This is a genomic window from Olleya sp. KKT75, assembly GCF_055635485.1.
Genome location: NZ_CM145759.1, coordinates 1,844,112 through 1,864,798 on the forward strand (window position 1 = coordinate 1,844,112; position 20,687 = coordinate 1,864,798).

The 20,687-nt window shown below is 32.8% G+C and carries 14 protein-coding genes and 2 tRNA genes; 12 read left to right on the plus strand and 4 right to left on the minus strand.

All coding sequences use genetic code 11. The features are described from left to right. Window positions 1-59 precede the first annotated feature (59 nt). Both ACZ2G2_RS08075 and ACZ2G2_RS08080 read right to left on the minus strand, forming a co-directional pair. A complete protein-coding gene (locus ACZ2G2_RS08075) occupies window positions 60-2,723 on the minus strand; it encodes an AsmA family protein (protein WP_470391776.1) in 2,664 nt (887 codons plus the stop codon). An 89-nt stretch (window positions 2,724-2,812) separates the two neighbouring features. Next, complete coding sequence (locus ACZ2G2_RS08080; protein ID WP_470391777.1) at window positions 2,813-3,517, minus strand: queuosine precursor transporter; 705 nt, start codon at window positions 3,515-3,517, stop codon at window positions 2,813-2,815. Between the two features lie 72 nt (window positions 3,518-3,589). Here ACZ2G2_RS08080 and folK point away from each other — a divergent pair, with 72 nt between their 5' ends. Both folK and ACZ2G2_RS08090 read left to right on the plus strand, forming a co-directional pair. Next, window positions 3,590-4,726: a 2-amino-4-hydroxy-6-hydroxymethyldihydropteridine diphosphokinase gene (gene folK / locus ACZ2G2_RS08085; protein WP_090841849.1), complete on the plus strand. Its 1,137-nt coding sequence runs from the start codon at window positions 3,590-3,592 to the stop codon at window positions 4,724-4,726. Then, a complete protein-coding gene (locus tag ACZ2G2_RS08090; RefSeq protein ID WP_470391778.1) occupies window positions 4,716-5,198 on the plus strand; it encodes a GyrI-like domain-containing protein in 483 nt (160 codons plus the stop codon). Before folK ends, ACZ2G2_RS08090 begins: the two co-directional genes overlap by 11 nt. 78 nt (window positions 5,199-5,276) lie before the next feature. Here ACZ2G2_RS08090 and ACZ2G2_RS08095 read toward each other — a convergent pair whose 3' ends face one another. Then, on the minus strand, window positions 5,277-5,813 hold the full coding sequence (locus ACZ2G2_RS08095; RefSeq protein WP_470391779.1) for an RNA methyltransferase: 537 nt from the start codon (window positions 5,811-5,813) through the stop codon (window positions 5,277-5,279). A 99-nt stretch (window positions 5,814-5,912) separates the two neighbouring features. Here ACZ2G2_RS08095 and mutS point away from each other — a divergent pair, with 99 nt between their 5' ends. The 3 genes from mutS (at window position 5,913) to ACZ2G2_RS08110 (ending at window position 8,803) form a co-directional block, all read left to right on the plus strand. Then, on the plus strand, window positions 5,913-8,525 hold the full coding sequence (gene mutS, locus ACZ2G2_RS08100; RefSeq protein ID WP_470391780.1) for a DNA mismatch repair protein MutS: 2,613 nt from the start codon (window positions 5,913-5,915) through the stop codon (window positions 8,523-8,525). Window positions 8,526-8,620: 95 nt separating this feature from the next. Continuing rightward, window positions 8,621-8,692 (plus strand) — tRNA-Gly (locus ACZ2G2_RS08105). A 27-nt stretch (window positions 8,693-8,719) separates the two neighbouring features. Continuing rightward, a tRNA-Leu gene (locus ACZ2G2_RS08110) sits at window positions 8,720-8,803 on the plus strand. 176 nt (window positions 8,804-8,979) lie between these two features. On the opposite strand, the gene ACZ2G2_RS08115 is transcribed toward ACZ2G2_RS08110, so the two are convergent. After that, window positions 8,980-9,468, minus strand: coding sequence for a hypothetical protein (locus ACZ2G2_RS08115; RefSeq protein WP_177183546.1), 489 nt, complete (start codon window positions 9,466-9,468; stop codon window positions 8,980-8,982). Between the two features lie 410 nt (window positions 9,469-9,878). Between ACZ2G2_RS08115 and ACZ2G2_RS08120 the strand changes: the two genes are divergently transcribed. From ACZ2G2_RS08120 to ACZ2G2_RS08150, 7 genes are all read left to right on the plus strand, one after another. Next, window positions 9,879-10,808 carry a polysaccharide lyase family 7 protein gene (locus ACZ2G2_RS08120; RefSeq protein ID WP_101203671.1) on the plus strand — a complete coding sequence of 310 codons (930 nt, stop codon included), beginning with the start codon at window positions 9,879-9,881 and terminating at the stop codon, window positions 10,806-10,808. Window positions 10,809-10,887: 79 nt separating this feature from the next. Further along, window positions 10,888-13,194, plus strand: a complete 2,307-nt coding sequence (locus ACZ2G2_RS08125; RefSeq protein WP_470391781.1) for a chondroitinase-B domain-containing protein — start codon at window positions 10,888-10,890, stop codon at window positions 13,192-13,194. Between the two features lie 26 nt (window positions 13,195-13,220). After that, a complete protein-coding gene (locus ACZ2G2_RS08130) occupies window positions 13,221-14,240 on the plus strand; it encodes a polysaccharide lyase family 7 protein (RefSeq protein ID WP_090841861.1) in 1,020 nt (339 codons plus the stop codon). 178 nt (window positions 14,241-14,418) lie between these two features. Then, the gene (gene gndA, locus ACZ2G2_RS08135) at window positions 14,419-16,302 is read left to right on the plus strand and encodes an NADP-dependent phosphogluconate dehydrogenase (protein ID WP_470391782.1); all 1,884 of its coding nucleotides are present in this window, start codon (window positions 14,419-14,421) and stop codon (window positions 16,300-16,302) included. Window positions 16,303-16,339: 37 nt separating this feature from the next. Next, a complete protein-coding gene (locus tag ACZ2G2_RS08140) occupies window positions 16,340-17,614 on the plus strand; it encodes an Nramp family divalent metal transporter (protein ID WP_101203675.1) in 1,275 nt (424 codons plus the stop codon). Window positions 17,615-17,885: 271 nt separating this feature from the next. Beyond that, a complete protein-coding gene (locus ACZ2G2_RS08145; RefSeq protein WP_470391783.1) occupies window positions 17,886-20,165 on the plus strand; it encodes an alginate lyase family protein in 2,280 nt (759 codons plus the stop codon). Between the two features lie 59 nt (window positions 20,166-20,224). Then, on the plus strand, window positions 20,225-20,596 hold the full coding sequence (locus tag ACZ2G2_RS08150; RefSeq protein ID WP_090841869.1) for a cupin domain-containing protein: 372 nt from the start codon (window positions 20,225-20,227) through the stop codon (window positions 20,594-20,596). The last annotated feature ends 91 nt before the right edge of the window (window positions 20,597-20,687 follow it).

Sequence of the window (20,687 nt, forward strand, 5' to 3'; positions counted from 1 at the left end):
TTCTGAAAAAAAAGACATAGTAACGATAAATAATTGTTAAAATTTCAAAATCTAACGTTTTACTCTTTCTTTTTACCAAATAGTCCTTTTATAACGTCTTTTACTTGTGTTTTTGGTTTAATGGAATCTGTTGATGTACTATCTTTAGGTTTGTTGTTATTTAGAATTCCTCCTAAAACATCGTTAACTACAGTGTTGGTTTGAGTGCTTGTGCTGTCTTTTGGTGTGTTTCCTCCAAGTATGCCTCCAACAACATCTGTGAGTTTGTCTTGGCCTTTATTAATTAATTTTTGTTTTTCAATTTCTATTAATTGCGTGGTTAAATTTTTAACCCCGCTAGTTAAATCTGTAGTTACCTGTGGTTTTAATGTATTACCAGAAATAGATGCAGTTACGGGGATGGTTAAGGTATTTACAGCAGGGTCATTAATTTTATTTATCAGGTTGTTTACATCGCTACCTAAATATTTTGCAGGAACATCAAGTACTATTTGGTAATTCATGGTGTTGCTAAACGTATGTGATCCGCCAACCGTCATTTTAATATCTTTATATTTTATATCAAATGGCTTAACTGTTACTTGTCCGTTATCAAATGATAATTTGGTTTGCAGGTCTTTTAAATCCAGTTTGCTAAAATCTAAAAAGTTAAGCTTACTTTCTAACATAGAAAATAGTTGTTCATTTTTAGGCTCAATTTTAGTTGTAAGTAATTCCGCGAAAGCGTCACCTGTTATACTGTTTAATAACGGTGTGAAATCATCACCTAAGCTTCCTGATAAATTAATCGTACTGTTTAATTTACCTTCTAATATTTTGGTTATCGGAGCTAATGCTTTTAGTAAATTTAAGTCATTAAACGATTGAGCGATATCAAAGTTTTTAGCACCAACATTCATATTAAAAGTTGGTTTTGTGCTTTTAGTATCCACAAGTCCTTCTAGGGTTAGGTTCCCGTTAAATATGCTAGAGGTAACGTTTTTTAGTTGTGCTTTTTCGTCTGCTATTTTAAGATCTCCTTTGACATCTTTTAATATTAGATTATCATAATAAACTGTTTTTGCATCTGCTGTTATGCTGCAGTCTAAAAAAGCGGGTATTTTTAATGCAGTTGCAGGTTCTGTACTTTGATTTACTGGGGCGTCGCTACCACCTTCTACCATAAAATCACTTATTTTAAATACATTAGATTTTACGTTAAAGTCTCCTTGTAGTTTTTTATCACTTAATAAAAATCCTAGTAAGTTATTTATAGTCCCAGTTGCATTTAGGTCAGTATCTCCTGTTGTAGCTATAAATTGGTCTAAAGTAATCGTGCCCGGATTAAAATTTACTGCTGCTTTTGTTATGTTTATTGGGTTAACGATATCTGGTGATGAAAACACAAAATCAGAAACACTTATAGCACCATTGTTTTTAATACGTGTGTATGCATTTGTTTCGATTGCATTCATATCAAAATTAGTATTAAGATCTGCTTTTAAAATACCTTCTAGTTTATTGGTTAACTCTATAGGGTATGCTTTTGTCAAGTTACCTAGATTTAAAACACCATCTAAATGCGCGTCTACTAACATGTTTTTGGTTAAATTTTTAATAGTTGCAGAACTTTTGAATTCGTCTTCATCTATTTTAAAATTTAAAGTATTTATTTTAACGTACGTATCATCCGTAATACCTGTTTCGTTTTTAATTTCAACATTAATACTAATATTCTCGACACGTTTTGGAAGGTCGTCAAACTTGAAAGACGCATTATTAGAAAGGATATTGATATCTAAGGTTGGTATTTTAGTTTCTGTAACTTCTCCTTTAATTACTCCATTGATTTTAAAATTTCCGGTAGTATCTACATTGTCTAAGTTTTTAGCATAACTTTTAGGTATAACTGCCAAAAAGTCTTTGAAAGTAGAGCCTGGGTTTTCAAAAGAAATATCAATATTTTGACCAGCTTCTATTAATTGAACAAATCCTTTAAATTCTAAAGGCAGGTCATTAATTAAGGCTTTATTTTCTTTAAAAGTATATTTGCTGTTTGCTAGATCTAAGTCAATTAAAGCATCTAGTTTTAAGCTATTATTGCTTAAGTACTCTGTGCCATCCATGCTAAAAGAAACGTTGGCTTCTGTATTTGTATCTAGTTCTGATAAATTTCCTGAAAAGATTCCTTTTCCAGAGTGGTTTAAATTTGCGATTTTGAAAATAGTTGTAGTGCTTTCGTCTAAATAATTAAAAGCGCTATTAGTAATCTTATAGCTTTCGATGTCAAAAGCAAAACCAGTGCTATCTGTATTTGTAGCGCTAGTGTTGGTGTTGTTTGGTTTAGCTATGTCCCAATTTACAGCGCCAACTGCATTTGTTTTTAGATTTACAAGTGCATTGTCAATAGCTATGGCGTTTACAATTAATGGTTCTTCATCCATTTTTTTAAACAATTCCTTAATGGACATGTCTAAAGATAAAAAATCGATTTTTGCTAAAGTATCATTTTTAAAAGGCTCGAAAGTCGTTATAGTAAGGTTGTCTAATGTGACGTTAGCTTGCGGAAAGCTACTAATAAAACTTAAATTTACATCGTCAAAAGTGACGGTAGCATTAACATTTTGATTAATGTAAGTGCGCACCATATCCTTGATTTGGTTTTGGAAAATAAATGGACTTGCAATTAATAATGCTATTAGTATTAGTAATGATATACCTACTATTTTAAGTTTTTTCTTCATCAAATTATCTGTTTGTTTACAATTTATTTACGCTTAATCTAGCTAAATAGTTGCCCAAACAAAAGTATTTAATAAAAGTTTAGCATTTGTTAAACCAGTTGTATTTCTTCGTTTGTTTTAAGTTTGAAACGTTTTCTAAAAAGGTGAACACCTAAATATAAAAACGGAGTATCTAATATGGCTATTAGTACTTTAAAAATAAAACCGCTAATTAGTAAGCCGGCAAATCTGTCCCAACTAATCTCTCCAAACGAACACAGTAAAAATAGTACAGAGAACGTGTCTACAAATTGAGATAAAAAGGTTGAGAAGTTATTACGTAGCCAAAGGTGTTTGCCTTTAGTGATCCGTTTCCAAAAATGATATATCTGAATGTCTACTAATTGTGCAAGGAGATACGCCATCATGCTAGCAAAAACAGCAATCATGGTGTTTCCAAAAACAGTTGAGAATAAATTGTCGGCAACGGGAGACCAGCTTGTAGCGGATACGGCATTGGCGGTGTACACAATTAAAAGAGAAAAAATAGAAGCAAATATGCCACCAATTACAATTTGGTTGGCGCGTTTTTTACCATAAATCTCGCTTATTAAATCGGTAATTAAAAAAGTGATTGGGTAAGGTAGTATTCCAACGGAAATCTCAAATAGTTTAGCGCCAAAAATGTTAATATCCAATGGGTACCAATAAAAAAACTTTTGAAATATAAGGTTAGAAACGACTAGAGAGGTTATAAAAAGCGCACCTAGAAGCAGATAGATTTTTTGAGCAAGTAATTTGTCTTTTAATGTCATAAAAACTTATTAACAGATTTGATAAAGATAAGAACTAAGTGAATTTCTTTTAGTTATTTTGCTGAAGAAATTATGCAAGAGATCAAAACCGTACACATAGCACTAGGAAGTAATAAAGGCGATAAGTTTAAAAACTTGCAAAACGCTGTGGATGCTATATTTGCGGAAATAGGTAACATAGTTAGTATTGCTAAAGTGTATCAAAGCAAAGCTAGTGGTTTTGAAGGTGATGATTTTTTAAATACATGTATTGCGGTAAGCACTTTACTAAAACCTAAAAAAGTACTGAGTGTATTGTTGCAAATTGAAAAAAAATTAGGACGAACTCCAAAACAGTCCGAAGGGTATGAGTCTAGAGTAATAGATCTTGATATTATCTTTTTTGAAGATGAAATTATAGCAGAAAAAAATCTAATTATTCCACATCCTGAAGCGCATAAAAGACGTTTTGTTTTAGAGCCTCTTCAATTAATTGCAGGAGATGTTATGCATCCAGAATTAGAGTTATCAGTTTCTGATCTGTTAGCTAATTGTGAGGATACAGTTGCATTAGAGCAGATTAAGATTTGGTTAAAGAACCCTAATAAGCAATTTGATTTTTCTAAACATAATTATATTGCTATCGAAGGTAATATTGGTGCAGGAAAAACAAGTTTAACTACTCAGATATCTAAAGACTTTAATGCTAAACTTGTGTTAGAGCGTTTTGCAGATAATCCGTTTTTGCCAAAATTTTATAAGGAGCCGCAACGATACGCGTTTACTTTAGAGATGTCTTTTCTTGCAGATCGATATCAGCAAATTACTGACGACTTAGGGCAGTTGGATTTGTTTAAGGATTTTATTGTCAGTGATTATGATGTGTTTAAATCCTTGATTTTTTCTAAAATAACACTGCAGCCAGACGAGTTTAAGTTGTATCGTAAGCTGTTTTATTTAATGTATAAAGACATTGCAAAGCCAGATTTATATGTGTATTTATATCAAAACACAGAGCGTTTGCAGGCTAATATTAAAAAACGTGGACGTAAATACGAAAGTGATATCGAGGACGAGTATTTAGATAAAATTAATGCGGGTTACTTAGATTTTCTTAAAAGTCAAACCGATTTTAACGTCAAAATAATTGATATTTCTGACAAAGATTTTGTGAAATATAGAGCGGATTATTTATGGTTATTAGATCAAATTTGTAGTGATGACGCCTAAAATAATTGCATCCGAAGCTATTTTGATTGTTGGTTTAAAAGCAGACTTGTCTTTTATGACTAATGCTCAAGGTACAGGTAATTTGGCTAGACAATTTATGCCTAAACGTAATCAGATTTTAAATCGTGTTGGGACTGATAAGTTTTCAATTCAGATTTACAATCAATTTGATTTAAAGACAATGTCTCCAAATACGGTTTACGAAAAGTGGGTGGGAGTAGCGGTGTCTGATTTTAAAACTATTCCAGAGGGTTTGGAAACATTGACTATAAATGCAGCTAAGTATGCTGTTTTTAATTTTGAAGGAAAGCCAGAAGAGTTTCTAAAGACTTGGCAGGGTATACATATTAATTGGTTACCAAATTCAGGATATAAATTAGACGATAAACCTCATTTTGAAAAACTCCCAGAAGATTATCATCCCTCTAATGCTTTTGTAAAAGAGGAAATTTGGGTGCCAATTAAAGACTAGTTTTTAGAAGGTTAAGGTTGTTTCGGATTTGTAATCTATCACAAATAAGGATAAGGGATTGATTAGGTAGGCGGCTTTTTATGCTTTAGCTTTCAGTTTACTAAACAAATCCCAAGTAACAACACCACAACTAACACTTATGTTTAGTGAGTGTTTAGTTCCAAATTGAGGGATTTCAATAACAACATCGCTTGCTGTAACAACATCTTGAGCTACACCTTTTACTTCATTACCAAAAACTAAAGCGTATTTTGTATTGTCTTCAACTTTAAAATCGTCTAACATTGTTGCGTTTTCAGCTTGCTCAATAGCGCAAATAGTGACATTCTCAGATTTTAGTTTTTCGACTAAATCCATCGTGTTTTCAATATATTCCCAAGCTACGGTATCAGTGCTGCCTAAAGCTGTTTTGTGTATGTCTTTATGTGGCGGCGTAGCAGTAATTCCGCAGAGATAAATTTTTTCAACTAAAAAAGCATCACTAGTCCTAAAGACACTCCCAATATTATTTAAACTTCTAATGTTGTCTAAAACAATAATTATTGGTGTTTTTTCGGCAGATTTAAAGTCATCAACACTTAATCGGTCTAATTCGCTGTTTTTTAGTTTTCTCATCAAAATAATTGTGAATAATTATCAATAACTAAACTTAAATAGACTTCTTAAAAAATCAATATTTAGTTACATTGCAAACTTAATAAAAACGTATATCCTTTGGCAACAAAAAGCAAAAAAGTCACTCCGTTAATGAAGCAATACAATGCCATCAAGGCTAAGTATCCTGATGCAATGTTATTATTTAGAGTAGGGGATTTTTATGAGACCTTTGGTAAAGATGCTATAAAAGCAGCTGGAATTTTAGGAATAACACTTACTAAAAGAGGCGCAGGTAGTGAAAGCGAAATAGAACTAGCAGGTTTTCCGCATCATTCTATAAACACGTATCTACCTAAGTTAGTTAAGGCTGGAGAGCGTGTTGCAATCTGTGACCAGCTAGAAGATCCAAAGCAGACCAAAACTATTGTAAAACGTGGTGTGACAGAATTGGTAACACCAGGAGTAGCTTTAAATGACGAAGTGCTGCACTCTAAAACCAATAACTTTTTATGTTCTGTATACTTTGGTAAAGTCAATATTGGGATTTCGTTTTTAGATATTTCAACAGGAGAGTTTTTAACCTCACAAGGAAATCAAGAGTATATAGATAAGCTGCTTCAAAATTTTAGTCCAAGTGAAGTTTTAGTAGCAAAACCAAAACGTAACACATTTACAGATTATTTTGGAGCTGATTTTCATACCTTTAATTTAGAAGATTGGGTATATCAAACGGATTATGCTAATGAGACGTTGTTAAAACATTTTGATACTAAGTCTTTAAAAGGATTTGGGATAGAAAATTTAAAAGAAGGTGTTATTGCTTCGGGCTCTATACTTCATTATTTAGGCGAAACACAGCATAACAAACTAGAACATATATCATCAATTTCTCGTATTGCAGAGGACGATTATGTTTGGATGGACCGTTTTACTATCCGAAACTTAGAGCTATATAATTCTACTAATAACAATGCAGTAACATTGTTAAATATTATAGATAAGACTATTTCTCCAATGGGAGGGCGTCTTTTAAAACGTTGGTTGGCGCTACCTTTAAAGCAAATTGATCAAATCAAACAGCGTCATGAGGTGGTGTCATATTTAAAAACGGATGGTGTCGTATTGGATAAGATTCAGCATCATATTAAATTAATAGGCGATTTAGAACGTTTGATTTCTAAAATAGCAACGCAAAAAGTTAGTCCAAGAGAAGTAATTCAGCTTAAGAATTCTTTAGAAGCGATAATTCCTATAAAGGAATTATCGTCTAATTGCGATAACGAGTCGCTTAAAGTTATTGGGGATAATTTACAGAGCTGTAATGTGCTTCGCGAAAAAATTAAAGAAACTTTAAACGAGGAAGCTCCTGTAAATATTTTAAAAGGAAGTTCTATTGCTGCAGGCTTTTCTGCAGAGTTGGATGAGCTTAGAGCATTGTCTACCTCAGGAAAAGATTATTTAGATAAAATGCTACAACGCGAAAGTGAACGTACAGGGATTACGTCCTTAAAAATTGCATCTAATAATGTTTTTGGGTATTATATAGAAGTAAGAAATACACATAAAGATAAAGTTCCGGAAGAGTGGATCCGTAAACAGACCTTAGTAAACGCAGAGCGTTATATTACGGAAGAGTTAAAAGAATACGAAGCTAAGATTTTAGGAGCAGAAGAGCGTATCATGGCAATCGAGCAAAAGTTATTTGCTGATTTGGTACAATGGATGAATCAGTACATAAAGCCCGTACAACAAAACGCATATTTAATTGCTAAAGTAGATTGCTTATGTGGTTTTGCACAATTAGCATCAGATAATAATTATGTGTATCCTACTTTAGATGAGTCTCACGATTTAGATATTGTGGACGGACGTCACCCGGTAATTGAAAAGCAATTACCAATAGGCGAGCCATATATTGCTAATAATGTGTTTTTGGATAGAGAAGCGCAACAAGTGATTATGATTACGGGGCCAAACATGTCTGGTAAGTCAGCTATTTTGCGTCAAACAGCTTTAATAGTACTGTTGGCTCAAATAGGAAGTTTTGTGCCCGCAAAAGCAGCTAGAATAGGTGTGGTAGATAAAATATTTACACGTGTTGGTGCTAGTGATAACATATCGATGGGAGAGTCTACGTTTATGGTAGAGATGAATGAAACCGCATCGATCTTAAATAACATCTCAGACCGTAGTTTAGTCTTGTTAGATGAAATTGGAAGAGGGACAAGTACTTATGACGGAATATCTATTGCTTGGGCTATTAGCGAGTATCTTCATGAGCACCCAGCAAAGCCTAAAACGTTATTTGCAACACACTATCATGAGTTAAATGAAATGACGGAGACCTTTGAGCGTATTAAAAACTTTAATGTGTCCGTAAAAGAGTTAAAAGATAATGTGCTGTTTTTACGTAAGCTTGTCGAAGGAGGTAGCGAACATAGTTTTGGTATACATGTCGCAAAAATGGCAGGAATGCCACAACAGGTATTAAGACGCGCAAATCAGATCCTTAAAAAACTTGAGAAAAGTCATTCAAGCGAAGAATTGACAGATAAAGTAAAATCTATGCAAGATGAAATGCAATTAAGTTTCTTTAATTTGGACGATCCATTACTTGAAAACATAAAAGAAGAGATCTTACATATCGATATTGACACCTTAACACCGGTTGAAGCCTTGATGAAGCTAAATGAGATCAAACGTATGTTGGTGAAAAAGAAGCAAGTATAAATTATTTTAAAATTTTTTCAAAAAAAGCTTTGTACTTCGTATAAAAGTTCTAAATTTGCAACCGCAATACGATATTGCACGTTCATACAAAGACTGCGAAAGTAGCTCAGGGGTAGAGCATCACCTTGCCAAGGTGGGGGTCGCGGGTTCAAATCCCGTCTTTCGCTCTGAGACTTTCTTTATAATATACCAATGCTGAAGTGGTGGAATTGGTAGACACGTTGGACTTAAAATCCAATGTCCATTAGGACGTACGGGTTCAAGTCCCGTCTTCAGTACTAGACCTCTTGTTAATCATAGATTTTCAAGAGGTTTTTTTATGCAATAAACTTAACCTTTTAATAGGCGTGATATAGTTGCTTATATATTTTAAGTAAAGCCATAAAAAAAACCTTATCAAATATTTGATAAGGTTTTTTTTGCTTGAAAAATAAGACTGTTATTTAAAACGGTCTTAGTTCATTTTCTTTTTTAGGTCTTTTCCTGCTTGTTCAACAGCGCTTCCTGTTTTAGCAGCAGCTTCTTTTGTTGCATTGGCAGCATCAGTACCCATTTTTTTAGCACCGTCTACAGCGTCAGTACCCATTTGTTTTGCACCATCAACTGCATCAGTAGCTAATTTTTTAGCACCTTCAGCTGTGTTCTTTACTGCATCACCTGTTGCGTTAGCAGCATCCTTTACAGCGTCTCCTGTTGCGTTAGCAGCGTCGTTTAAAGCATCACCTGTTGCGTTAGCCGCATCTTTTACAGCGTCTCCAGTAGCGTTAGCAGCATCACCTAAAGCATCACCTGTTGCATTAGCAGCGTCTTTTACAGCGTCACCAGTTGCGTTAGCAGCGTTTTCTAATGTGTTTCCTGCTTTCTCAGCATTCTCTTTTACTTCTCTACAAGAAGTGAATAATACAGCAGTAACAAGAACTGCACTTAATAATACTTTTTTCATTGTTTCCTATTTTAGTGTTATAATGTGTCAAAATTAACAAGTTAATTGTAAAATACTATTCTATTTATAACAAAATTTTAACATTTGGTCATTTAATGCCCGTTTTAGAGGTGTTTAGGTGGCTTTTAGAATGGATAGTTTGGCTTTGTTCCGTTATCTGTTGTTAAATACATGGCTTTAGTGAATCTTTATGTCAAGTAAAAACGTTCCAACAGCCTAATTAGTTCAATCTAATAACGATTAAAGAACTACTACTGATTTTTACTTAAAAGTGAGGTTTTGACATCTTTTTCAAGCGACTTATTGAGGAATAATTAGTTTTGTATACTATTTATTGAGTTTATTGTTTTATTGGTGTTATAAAATACCCTATATTTGGTAAACCAGATTGGTAAACCAATTACTATATTATGAAGAAATTACAGATTCATTTGTTGTTAATGTTAGTTTTTTGCGCCTGTAGCAGTGATGAGCAATCACTGTCTACTGATACGATGTCGCAGCCAACATTAGTTAATGATAATGAGCCTGAAGATACTGATTCAGACGTGGACGCTACAACCTATGCAGACATCAATTTTACTAACTGGAAAGTAACCTTACCTATAGATGAAAACAATAATGGGAGCCCGGATGAATACCAACCGTCTCAATTAGTCAATTTTGGATACCAAACTTTAGCACCTGTAATGCCTTATATGTATGATGACGAATCTGATGCGTCATTAATGTTTTATACATTTCCAGATATTTCAACATCAAATAGCTCTTTTTCAAGAACCGAATTAAGAGAGCTTATTAATCCTGATAGTTCTAGTGATAATTGGACGTTGCTAGAAGGAGGAGAAATGGTAGGGCGTTTAAAAGTCACGTCTGTATCAGAAAACACACAATCTAGTGATGATTATCATAAAGTAATAGTCATGCAAATTCATGGTATTATTTCTCCGGAAGATATGAGTGTTCATGGTTTTTCATCCAATAATGGCCCGCCTTTAATTAAAATTTATTGGAAAGATGGTTATGTTTGGTCTCATAAAAAATCACTAATAGATGAAGCCACTTCTGGTGATGATTTGTTAGAAACATCAAATAATACGTGGGCAGATATTAAGGTGAATTTAGGTTACGTGGGTAATGATGCTTTTGATTTTAGAATTACAGCAAGTGATGCTAAAATTGAGGTTCAATTAAATACAAATACACCTCATATCTATGAAGATATTAGTTTAGACAAATGGCCTTATCAAAACTACTTTAAAGCAGGTAATTATTTAACAACTACAGATGCAGATGCATTTTCTTATGTTAAATACTACAATTTAAATGTCACACATTAAGCTATAAAAATTTAAGGCCTTTTAAAACAAAAGGCTTTTTTGTATTAAAAATAAATAACAACGCATTAATTATTCTTTTATGAAAAAAATAGTATCCATTGTAATCTTATCCCTGTTACTAGTTGCTTGTGGTAAAACAGAAATTGCTAGTTTAAACACCGTCTCTAATATAGAAGAGCTAAACACAGCTATAAAAGATGCTAAGCCAGGAGATAATATTGTTTTAGCAAACGGAACATACAAAGATTTTGAGATTAAGTTTACAGGAGAAGGAACAGAGGATAAGCCTATAACGCTAAAAGCTGAAACTGCTGGAAAAGTGTTTATAGAAGGAGAATCTAGTTTAGAAATTAGTGGAGATTATTTAGAGGTTAGTGGTTTGTTTTTTAGAAACGGACATTCTCCTAAAACTAATGTAATCGCATTTAGAACAAGTGCGAAGGACGTTGCAAATTACAGTAAAGTTACAAATTGTGTGATTTTAGATTTTAATAACTTAGAGCGCGATCAAGACAACCTTTGGGTGCAGTTTTATGGAAAACATAACGAGTTAAGTAATTGTTATATCGCTGGAAAAACAAATGGTGGTCCAACGGTTAGAGTAGATTTAAAAGGAAATCAAAGTATAAGAAACTTTCATAAAATTGTAAATAACCACTTCGGACCAAGACCACGTAAAGGTGGTGCTAGAGGAGAAACTATTCAATTAGGAAGTAGTTTTACATCTATGAGCCCAAGTAATACGACTATTGCTAACAACTTATTTGAAGAGTGTAATGGTGAAGTCGAAATTATTTCTAGTAAAACTAATTTCAATATTATTAAAAACAATGTGTTTTATAAAAGTGAAGGGTCTGTAGTTACACGTCACGGAAACTACGTTACTGTTGATGGTAATTATTTTATTGGAGATGGTGTAAACGACCAATATGGTGGTATTAGAATTATTAACACAGGACATTGGGTAATAAACAACTTGTTTTATAAAATCAAAGGGAAAAACTTTAGAAGTCCAATTGCTATAATGAATGGGATTCCAAAATCACCATTAAACAGATACAACCAAGTTACAGATGTTGTAGTTGCTTACAATACGTTTGTAGATTCAGATTCGCCTTGGCAATTTGGAGTTGGTACTAATATCGCGCAAGCAGATGTATTGCCAAAGTCAGAAATTAGATCTGCAAGACCGTTAAGAACAGAGGTTGTAAATAATGTAATTTATAATTCTGTTGGTGATGCAAATCCAATTATAGAGCATGATAAAGCAGATGGTGTTACTTTTAAAAGTAATATTATTTACAATAACGGCGTTAAAATTGAAAACAGCCATGGTTTAATTTCTAAAGAATTAACGTTAACAGATATCGGTACAGATCTTTCTGTTCCAACGTCTGGATATGATGATGTAGAAATTTATAATGGTTTTGATTTTAAAACAATAACGGAAGATTTATTAGGAAATTCAAGAAGTAAATCAAATCAAATTGGAGCAATAGTAAATTCAGGAAGTGTTAGTTTAGACCTTTTGGATAAATCAAAATATGGTACGGATTGGTATTCAAATGTAGTTGAGGCTAAAGATCCTGCGACACATACGGTGACTAATACTTCAGAATTAGTAGCCAAACTTAAAGCTGCAGAAAGTGGTGATATTATAGCTTTAACTGATGGTGTTTTTAATATTTCAGAATCTTTAGTTGTTGACAAAACAATCACAATTCAATCTAAAGGAAATTCAGAAATTATATTTGAAGGAGCAGCTAATACACCAGCATTCTCTTTAAATCCTTACGGGAAATTAACTGTAAAAAACATCAAATTAAAAGGTAATGGTTCTAATTATGCGTTTGCTAGTTTAAAAGAAAACATGTCTAATCATTTTGGTTTAGAAGTTATGGATTCTGAAATCAGCAATTTTAATTATGCTTTAAGGGTTTATAAGCAAGCCTATTCTGAAGAAATCACTTTCAAAAACACAGCTATTTCAAACTGTGAAAATGGTATCGAATTATCTGAAGAAACCAACGACAGAGGAGATTACAATACAGAGTATTTAACTATTAATAACTGTAATTTTGATAATGTAAAACAAAATGTTGTCGATTATTATAGAGGTGGTTATGACGAGTCTACCATTGGAGGGAATCTTTTAATCACAAATAGCACTTTTACTAATTGTGGTGCAAAAGAGAAAAACAAAAGATTACTAAACCATAACGGAATTGTAAATGTGAACATTAACAATAACACATTTAAAAACAATAATGTAAAGTTTGTTTCTATTCTTTGGGGAGCAAAAAATAATGTAGAATCAGAAAACACAGTAGCTAATTCAGGACAGATTAAGACTGAAGAAAATTTAGTTATGACATTAATGTATTAATTCAATCACTTTAAATTTATTATTAGATGAAGAAATCGCTATACACCTTCGTTATACTTTTAACGCTCATATCTTGTAAAGACGAAGCAAAAAAGACAGAAACAAAAGCTCAAGTTGAAACTGATGCACCAGTAAAATATCCAAGTGACGTTATTCCATTTATGGATCAGTGGAAAATCCTTTTAGGTGACGGAACCTATCAAGATAACTTAGTAGGCTTCCAGAAAGACGATTTTTTTTATGTGGAAAACGATGGTAAAACGGATTGGGTAGTGTATAAAACACCAAATTCTGGTATTACATCAAGAACATCTAGTAATACTAGGACAGAGTTAGGTGAAAAAAAACATTGGATTCCTGAAGAAGGAGGTAAGCTAACTGGAACATTAAAAGTGCAGCATGTGTCTACAACAGGGCACGCCAATGTTGCATCGTCTTACTCGGTAGTTGTTGGGCAAATTCATAGCGACGAAGGTCATGAGAATGAACCTTTAAAGATCTTTTATAAAAAATTCCCTGGTCATACAAAAGGCTCTGTGTTTTGGAATTACGAAATCAATACAGAAGGTGATAACTCTGGAAGATTTGATTACTCAACGCCAGTTTGGGGTTATGATTTTTCAGTTAAAGGATCTGATGAAACAACTAGTCCGGCAGAACCAAAAGATGGTATTGCTTTAGGTGAAGAGTTTAGCTACGAAGTAAACGTGCATAAAGGTATCATGTATTTAACGTTTACAAGTAAAGGGCACGAAACTATAAAATTTACAAAAAGCTTAATTAAATCAGAATTTGCAACCAAAGCGCAAATTCCGCAACAAATTATTGATGTATATGCATCAAGAAGAGCGGTTGGCGTGGAACGAGAAATTGCTTATGCTGGCGAGATCAACTATTTTAAACAAGGCGCTTATAATCAGGCAAACGGAAAATCTACAAAGTCTGAAACTTATGGTGGAGACATTGTAAAACAGTACGCAAACGGAAGTTATGCTGAGGTTTGGTTTAAAGAAGCAACAGTAGGCGCATCTACAGAGCCTAAATAGAAACTGCATTGCACAATTTAGCATAATAAATGTCTGGTTGGGTGCGGTTGAAGCAGCACTTTTTGAATCGCAAATTTGGTAATAAAATATTGACATGTCTATAATTGTAAATTAGTCGGACAATGCAGTGTTTGTAAAGGTGTTACATCTGAAAATTAAAAACAATAAGTATAAGCTGATGAAAAAAGTTATATTCATAATGGGAGTCTCGGGGTGTGGAAAAAGCACAGTCGGGAAATTATTGGCTCAAGAATTAGATATTCCTTTTTTTGATGGAGACGATTTTCATCCAGAAACTAACATAAAAAAAATGTCTAACGGACAACCTTTAAATGATGATGACAGACAAGGTTGGTTAGAAACACTAAATGATTTAGCTAAACAGCAATTAACTAAAAATAGCTGCGTAATTGTATGTTCTGCTTTAAAGCAGAAATACAGAGATACTTTAAGTTTACATATTAAAACCGAAACAAAATGGGTGTATTTATCAGGGTCTTTTGATCAGATATTTGAAAGATTAAATAGTCGTGATAACCATTTTATGCCATCAGAGTTATTAAAGTCACAGTTTGATACATTGGAAGAACCAGAAGATGCTTTAAGAGTGGATATTGGCTTGACTCCAGAAAACATTATAAAAACGATAAAACACGAATTAATGAATACTTCGGAATTTGGATTATTTGGTTTAGGTGTCATGGGTAAAAGCCTATGCCGAAATTTAGCTAACAATGGATTTAAAATAGCAATGTTTAATAGGCATGTTGATGGTGTTGAAGTTGATGTAGCTAAAAATTTTAAAACTAACTATCCGGAATTATCTGAAGCGTCTGCTTTTGATGATATTTCTGCTTTTGTAGCATCTTTACAAACACCTAGAAAAATAATGTTGATGGTGAATGCAGGAAAAACAATAGACTTTGTTATTGAAGATTTGTTACCTCATTTATCAAAAAACGATATTTTAATTGATGGCGGAAATTCTAATTATTTAAAAACGAAAGAACGTTGTGATTATTTAAAAACGAAAGGCATTCATTTTATTGGTACCGGAGTTTCAGGAGGCGAAGAAGGGGCTTTAATAGGACCATCGATAATGCCAAGTGGCGATTTAGATGCATACAATAATGTGAAGCCTTTTCTAGAAAAAATTTCGGCAAAGGATAAAAATAATTTGCCATGTTGCACGTATGTTGGGACAGAAGGTAGTGGTCATTTTATAAAAATGGTGCACAATGGTGTGGAGTATGTAGAAATGCAATTATTGGCAGAGGTTGTTACCATTTTAGAAGCATCTGGTCAAAATTTAGATCAGATAGCGGATGTTTTAGACACTTGGAAAGCTACTGCAGATAGCTATTTGTTAGAAATCACTATAGATATTCTTAGAAAAAAAGAAGGCAACGATTGGTTAGTAAAAAAGATATTAGATAAAGCAGGTAATAAAGGTACAGGAAACTGGACAACTATAGCTTCCGCGGAACTTGGTGTACCAAGTACATTAATTGCTTCAGCTTTATTTGCTAGATATACGTCGTTTTATAAAGACGAACGTATTCAGTTAAATAATAATTTTAAAACTGAAACTACTTCAGATTTAAATCTGTCTACAACCGAAATTTTAGAAGCATATCAATTTGCTAGGATTATAAATCATTACCAGGGATTTAAGCTAATTAATGAAGCTTCAAATAAATTCTCATGGGATTTAAATTTAAGTGAAATTGCTAGAATCTGGACAAATGGTTGCATTATTAGATCAACGCTAATGGAAACATTAGTTGAGGTCTTTAAAGAAACAACAAACATTTTAACCAATCCAGAAGTTATTACTTCAATAAAAAAGTACAAGGCTTCTGCTAAAAAAGTGGTTTCGCAATGTGTACTAAATGATGTTACGGCATCTTGTTTATGTGAATCTATTCAATTTTTAAACGGAATAACTACTGTAAATTCTTCAGCAAATATAATCCAAGCACAGCGCGATTATTTTGGAGCGCATACTTACAAAAGAATTGATGATGATGGAGTCAAGAGCCATCATACCAATTGGAATTAAAAAACAAACTAACCAACCCTTAAACTAACTACATATTATGGATGCAACAACGCCAAATAAATCACTAATCAAAAAAATCATAGCACTAGTATTGGGCTTTGGTCCTGGAATTTTTGCAATAGGTTACACTATTGGAACAGGTAGTGTTACCTCTATGATTGTTGCGGGAAGTAAGTTTAATATGCAATTACTTTGGGTGTTATTATTAAGTTGCTTGTTTTCGGGTATTTTAATGTTTGCATATGGTAATTATGCTTTGTTAACAGGCGAAACTGCACTTTACGGATTTAAAAAACATTTTAAATATGGTAAAATATTAGCGATTCTAATTATTGTAGGTATTACGTTTGGGCAATGGAACTCCTTAATGGGGATCTTGGGAATTTCTTCTAATATTATTTTTGAAATTTTATCCGTAAACTTTGAAGGCTTGGCTGCTTATAAATATGAAACCGTTTTAATTACAGCTATAGTGATTATCGTTACCTTTTACCTATTAATGTTAGTTGGTAAGTATACTTTCTTTGAAAAAATACTTGTGATTTTTGTAACCTTAATGGGGCTATCTTTTGTGTTATCTTTATGCTTTGTACAACCGCTTCCATTGGATGTTGTAAAAGGGTTAATACCTACAATACCAGATGTTGTTGGTGGTAAAATGTTGGTTGCTGCTTTTGTTGGTACAACTATGGCTTCGGCTACATTTTTATCGCGCCCTCTTTTTGTGAAAGGTAAAGGATGGACAATTAAAAATTTAGATCAACAAAAAAAGGATGCTATTACTGCTGCAATTTTAATTTTTATAATTAGTGGTGTGATAATGGCTGTTGCTGCAGGTGCTTTGTTTTATCAAGGTAGAGAAGTAACACATGTCTTAGATATGGCAAATACTTTAGAGCCAGTTGCAGGTAAATGGGCTGTGACAATCTTCTTTTTTGGGGCTTTAAGTGCAGGTTTATCTTCTATTTTTCCATGTTTGTTAATTGCACCATTATTAGTTGCAGATTATCAGTCTGGAGAATTAGATACCAATTCCCGTCAGTTTAGAATAATTACTGCTGTAGCATGTTTGGTAGCTTTAATAGGTCCAGCTTTTGGAGCTAATCCTATTGAGATTCAAATACTGTCTCAAGTCTTTAATGTGTTTGTATTACCTCTAGTAATTGTTGGGATTATAATGATGGTAAACAACAAAAAAATCATGAAGTCTTATAAGACAAGTCTTTTTGTAAACATTGGTTTGTTTGCGGCTTTACTTTTTTCTTTAGTGATTTCTTATAACGGAATTGTTGCACTAACAGAGTACTTTTAAGATAACCAGTCTTTTGGGTTATTATCAAAATAGTATAGATTAGAGTTAAATGTGAATATGTTTTTTTTGGTTAACAGTAAAAACCTCGTATATTGGTAAACCAATTTGGTAAACCAATTTTAATTAGTGATGTGATTTATCATAATAACTAAGCTAAAACACAAGGGTTTCTCTAGAATGATGTTAAGAGTATTTACAATTATAATTTTAATGACATTGCTTTAAGCTAAGTCAACAATTAATAAATAGGAATTATTACTAATAACTAATTATGAAGTTAACACAAAATATTATTTTAAAGTTTGCTACAGTTGCACTTGTTTTTACGATGTATTCATGTAAAAAAGAAACCAGTACTGTATCCAAAAATAATGCTACTACACAAACAGATCAAGCACATCCTAAGCTTATTTTAACAGCGCAAGGTGTTAAAGATATTAGAGCGCAATTGGGTAATATTCCAATTTTTGATGCCACTTTAGAAGCTGTTAAAGAAGAAATAGATGCTGAAATTGCACTAGGAATTGATACGCCAATACCTGTAGATTATTCTGGTGGATATACGCATGTGCGCCATAAGCGTAATATGATAGTTATGCAAAAGGCTGGAGTGTTATACCAAATTTTAGACGACGAAAAATATGCTAAATATGTAAAAGACATGTTGATGCAATATGAGGCGTTGTACAAAACATTACCATTACACCCTAAAACAAGATCTTACGCTAGAGGTAAACTATTCTGGCAATGTTTAAATGATTCTAATTGGTTAGTGTATGTGAGTCAGGCTTATGATTGTGTTTACAATTATTTGTCTGAAGACGAACGTATCAAATTAGAAACTAATTTATTCAAACCATTTGCAGATCATATTTCAATAGATAGTCCTCAGTTTTATCAAAGAGTACACAATCATAGTACTTGGGGTAATGCTGCGGTTGGAATGATTGGTTTAGTTATGGGTGATGAAGAGTTGATAGACCGCGCTTTGTACGGTATTAAAGATTTAAAATTAGATACAAAAGAAAAAGATGATGATGGTGGTTTTTTAAATAAAGATGGTAAAGCAGGATTCTTAGCAAATATCGAGGAGCCTTTTTCTCCAGACGGTTATTATAATGAAGGGCCATATTACCAACGCTACGCGATGTATCCTTTTTTAATTTTTGCTGAAGGTTTGCATAACGTTAAACCAGAATTGAAAATATTTGAATATAAAGAAGGGGTTTTACTTAAATCTATAAATGCATTATTGAATTTGTCTGATGCAGATGGAGATTTTTTTCCACTTAATGATGGTCAAAAGGGAATGTCTTATTATACAAGCGCTTTAGTTACAGCAGTTGATATTTCGTATCATTTTGGAACTCAAGATGCAGGATTATTATCAATAGCCTCTAAACAAGATCGTGTATTATTAGACGATTCAGGGTTGGCAGTTGCATTAGGTATTAAGAATGGTCAATCGGAACCTTTCAATAAAAAATCTATTAACCTGTCTGATGGGCCAAAAGGGACACAAGGAGGTGTTGCTATTTTGAGAAACGACGATGTAGAGTTGGTGTTTAAGTACGCTGCTCAAGGGTCAAGTCATGGGCATTATGATAAGTTGTCGTATTCTTTATACGAAAAAGGAGAGGAAGTTATTCAAGATTATGGTTTAGCCCGTTTTGTTAATATCGAACAAAAAGGAGGAGGTAATTACCTAAAGGAAAACAAGACTTGGGCAAAACAAACTATTGCACACAATACGGTAACACAAAATGAAACATCTCATTTTAATGCCAAATATGAAATAGGTAGCAAGCATCACTCGGTGTTAAACTATTTTTCTTCAGAAAATCAAAGTGTGCAAGTTGCAAGTGCTAAAGAAGTTAATGCTTATCCAGGGACGGAAATGCTGCGTACTATGGCAATTATTAAAGACGAAGATTTTGAAAAACCATATGTGTTAGATATTATGAAAGTGACTTCGGATAAAGCTAATAAGTATGATTTTCCATATTACTTTTTAGGACAAGTAGTGCAAACAAATTTTAAGTATAGCGTACCTAAGGTGTTAACTGCTTTGGGGGATAAAAACGGATATCAACATCTATTTGTAGAAGGGACTGCTAAAGCATCTAGCGATAATAGTAAATTATCATGGTTAAATAAAGGTAAGTTTTACACTTTAACATCTGTAACTAATGATAAAGATCAATTGCTTTTTACTAGAATTGGAGCAAATGATCCAGAATTTAATTTAAGAAGAGAGGCAGCATTAATGTTGAGACGCAAAGATTCTAAAAACACAATTTTTGTATCTACTATTGAAGCGCACGGAAGTTATAGTCCAGTTACAGAATCTGCAATAAATTCAAACAGTAACATAAAAGAATTAAAAGTGGTTTTAGATTCTGCAGATTATACGGCAGTGCAGATTACTACTATAAAAGGTAACGTAAAACTGTTTATAACTTCAAATGAAGAAGATTCTAAAAAAGTAAAACATAATGTAAAAATTAATGATAAGAATTATGAGTGGTCAGGTTCTTATTATTTTGAATAAATAAAATAAATGTCAGACTGAGTGCAGTTGAAGTGCTCAAAAAATTAAATATAAATATTATGAAAAGATTTAGCGAAAAGTACATAGTAACAAAAGACATGGAATGGGAAGTACTTGGTGGAGGAGTATCAAGAAAATTTTTAGGTTACGATAATCAAATAATGATGGTGAGTGTTAAATTTGATAAAGGAGCTTTAGGAGCGCCACATCAACATTTTCATACGCAAGCTACTTATTGCGTGTCAGGTAAATTTGAATTTGAAATTGATGGTGTAAAGCAAATCGTAGAAGCCGGAGATGGTGTTTATATTGAGCCTAATTTACTACATAGTGCGGTTTGTTTAGAAGAAGGACAGTTAATAGATACATTTAGTCCTGTAAGAGAAGACTTTTTAACTGGCGTTGGTCCATCTTATTTTGCAGATAAATAAATAAAGCATTTAGTTGTTTTATTGTTTTCTAGTCTAGATGTTACTAAATACTAGTAAATCAGCAATACAACGCACTAATGTTTGCTATTTT